Here is a 3,914-nt window from a genome sequence, read left to right on the forward strand (position 1 = left end):
GGGACAACCTGATCCACGATTCCATCTTGCGGGATGCGGAACTGGCGGATGGCACTTATGATTTCAAATTTATCTACGAGAATGTGGCGGAGGATATCGAAGAAGCCGATATTGCTTTCCTGAACCAGGAAACAATCAGCGCTGGGGACGATTATGCATATTCCGGCTATCCGGCATTCAATACACCACCCGAAATCGCCCAGGACATGAATGATCTGGGCTTTGATTTAGTCAACGGCGCAACGAACCATGCACTGGATTTTGATTATCCCGGCGCCCTCAATTCCCTCGCAGTCTGGAATGAACAAGAAAATGTTGTCTATACGGGCATTTATGAGAGCCAGTCGGATCGCGATGCAATCCGGACGATCGAAAGGGATGGCGTCACGTTCTCCTTCTTGACCTATACTTACGGGACGAATGGTATTGAACCGGACACCTCCTATCGTGTCGCCTATTTTGACGAAGAACAGATTCGTCAGGATGTGGCCAATGCCAAAAACGTAAGCGATGTTGTCATTGTTTCGGCGCATTGGGGTGACGAAAACACGCAGGAAGTCAATGAAATGCAACGCACGTATGCCCAACTGTTCGCCGACTTGGAGGTCGATGTCGTCATCGGGACCCATCCGCATATCCTGCAGCCGATCGAGTGGGTCACCGGAGTAAATCAAAATAAAACACTCGTGGTCTATTCGTTGGGGAATTTCATCGCGCATTCGCTGACGGATTACAATACGCTCGGCGGCATGGTGACTTTCGATTTTGTCGTTGCCGATGATGATACGGTGACCGTCGAAAATGTCCAATTCGAGCCTACCGTTTCGCATTATGTGGCGGATCCGAGAAATATCGAGAACACAAGGCGTGATTTCAAAATTCACAAGCTGGAAAATTATTCGGAAAAAATGGCCTCAGAGCATGGGTTGAACGGTTATGAAGGCTTGAAAATAACGCCGGATAACTATCTTACCATCGTGAAGAACGTCATCCCTGCAGAAATGCTGGAGTGATGGGAAAAAACAATATTGCATTTTTTTGAAGGCGTCGGTAATCCGCGGTGTGGCAACCTTTTATTGAAAAGAGACAGATTTGAAGCCGATGTCTTCCGAAAATTGAGTACTAATGATTGACGAAAGGGCTTATTTATTTTATATTGTAGATAGGCAGAAAAGCCTATCGCGATATTCTATCCAACCTAGAAAGACTCCACTACAAATGTCGGTGATCACGTCACCCCCAACACCAGAACCACATCCCCCCGCTCAATCCATTGAGCAAAACATCTAATCACTTTCACAACCTTTCTTCCTGAATCAGACAAAAACACCAGTTTAAACAAATGTATTTTCTTTAAACTCAAGCTTATATTTAACTCGTTTCACAAGGCATCCCGTAAGTCCCCTTCAGCAAAACATACCCAATTTAACTCTTCACATATTCATTTTCAAAATAAATTAGATGAAAAAATCGCAGAGAAATCAGCTTATTTTGTATGCCTATAAAGATGGAATTGAGCAAATGGTCCATGCTTGAATCACAAGTGGCACTATCGATAGGTAAGTTTTTTCAACAAACTTATTTTGCATGCGGAAATAGTTATTTTGATATATGGACCTCAAAGGTTGGCTTCCAGCAATTTTGAAGGCGGCCATTTTATTCGGATACATTATCCGAAAATCCCACGATTTACCCCTCCCATTGATTATTCCTTGTTCTCGATAGATCCGTTTTGAGTAAAGCAGTTTGTCACTGTTCATTGTATCTGGTCCTTAACGGCCCCTGGATTGAATCACGCAAGTTAGCCAATCATCAGCAGTTTCAATCCACTGCGCCAGTCACTTGTACCGTCACTTTCTAAATATAGAGGAGATGGAGGAGTATGAGAAGAAAACGCTTTATACTGCTTGACAGAATTGTCTTTTGGCTGATAACATTGATGACCATCATGCCATCTTTTTTATCAGCCTACACCGCAATCGATGTATTAGCCGCAGATATCGGAACCGTTCAAGCATCACTAACGATGTATGATGGAAATGCAAGTGCAACCGGAACGGTCAACGGAGCAGGTACTTCTGTTGATTGGGTTGTGACCGTCACAAAATTTGATTCTGAGGACGAACGGGCACCGAAACTGGAGCTCGAATACAGCAGCGGTCTAGGCTCACCGTATAATATTAGTACGAATGTTCAACAAATCAATCGTACGGATATCGGAGCGGTGACAGTCTTAAGAGGATACACTTACAGCACAGCCGCAGAAACACTCACGATGACTTTCACCACCGACATTACAGACCCCATTTCCGAAACAGTTTCCATCAAAATGCTGGCAGGCACTGTCAGCGAAGAAGAATCCGGGACTATGGATATCCTCTCATCAGGAAACACAAAAACTATATCTCTGGTAAATCCCATAGCTCAAGCGGCAGCTCAAGCAGAGGCGGAAGCGGCAGCCCGGGCAGAAGCGGAGGCAGCAGCCCAGGCAGAAGCGGAATCGGTAGCCCAGGCAGAAGCGGAATCGGCAGCCCGGGCAGAAGCGGAGGCAGCAGCCCAGGCAGAAGCGGAATCGGCAGCCCAGGCAGAAATAGAAGCCCAAACGGCAGCAGAAGTAGCGGCCCAGGCAGCGGCGGAAGCGGAAGCTCAGGCAGCGGCGGAAGCGGAAGTCCAGGCAGCGGCGGAAGCGGAGGCCCAATCCAATAGTGAGGAGTCGTCCTTTGCGTTTGCTTCTTCATTCTCTCTCGTTTCATTATTGCAATCCACGGTTCTGACATCCAGCTATACCGATTCAATTGCGGTTAATAAGACTGCAGTACGGACCCCAGGATGCAGAACCTATGAAGTAACTCTAAACATCACAGGCACACCACCAGAAAAACCGGTGGATGTCATATTAGTATTGGATCGTTCCTATAGTATGATTTCTCCTTATCCATCCAGATTAGCCAACTTGAAGATAGCGGCCAATAAATTTGTTGATATCGTTCTAGGGAATGGGACCACTAACAACAGAATCAATATTGTCAGCTTTGGCGGGGATAACGGTAATATTGGTCTAGCAACCGATGCAACCGTAGATCAAGCTTTTTCTGCTGATCCTACTACTGTAAAAGGTAAAATTAACGCCATCCAACCACTCAATGGAAAATGGTATACCAATACTCAAGCTGGTTTAATGATGGCGGGTACACAATTGGCCAATGCAAGACCAGAGGCGGAGAAAGTAGTAATCCTGTTCTCTGACGGTGTTCCGACGATAACGATAGGTGGACCGAGGACAGAAACAGAACCGATAAATCTGAATAATGTTAATACCCTAAATACATTTACAAAAACAACCCAAGCCGGGCAAGCTCTATGGCCCGCAGCACGTGTATTCAGCATCGGCTTAGTGGCTGGTTACGGCACAGCAACTAGGATTCTTGCAGAAAATTTGCTTGATTCAGTGGATAATTCAGGCTTCTACAATGCTCCATCCGAAGCTGATTTGGTTGGTATTTTTGAAAAAATTTCAAACCAATTGAACTACTCCGCTACCAATGCAGTCGTGACAGATGTGGTGGGAAACGATTTTAATCTAGTGGAGAGCAGCCTTCCTGCTGGTGCAACCTATAATCCAGCAACAAGGACAATAACATGGTCTCCTGGGACAATCTATACGAGCGCACAGTTGAAATATGTAGTTCAAGCCAAGCCGGAATTTGAAGGTGGATTGGCTTACACGAATGAGTCTGCGGTTCTGAACTATACCGATGTAAACGCTATGCCAGCCACTCAGACATTTCCTAAACCTCAAGTGAATGTGCCGGCTAGATTGAGCGTAACGTTGACAGATGCCACTATCCTGTTGGGCGATTCCATTCAGTTGGCGATCGGTAATGATCCTGCTGCTGAAAACTATATGAGTCCGA

Annotated in this window: 2 protein-coding genes; both read left to right on the forward strand. The window is 45.8% G+C overall.

Annotation, left to right across the window (positions count from 1 at the left end; translation table 11 throughout):
* Nucleotides 1-1,013, forward strand: a 1,013-nt coding sequence (locus tag WBV27_RS08240; protein ID WP_424201075.1) for a CapA family protein, incomplete at its 5' end; no start/stop codon positions are given.
* 869 nt (nt 1,014-1,882) lie between these two features.
* The coding region (locus WBV27_RS08245; RefSeq protein ID WP_424201077.1) for a vWA domain-containing protein at nt 1,883-3,914 on the forward strand (2,032 nt) is incomplete at its 3' end.

The sequence above is a fragment of the Trichococcus sp. genome, assembly GCF_049589555.1.
In the GTDB taxonomy this organism is placed as follows: Bacteria; Bacillota; Bacilli; order Lactobacillales; family Aerococcaceae; genus Trichococcus.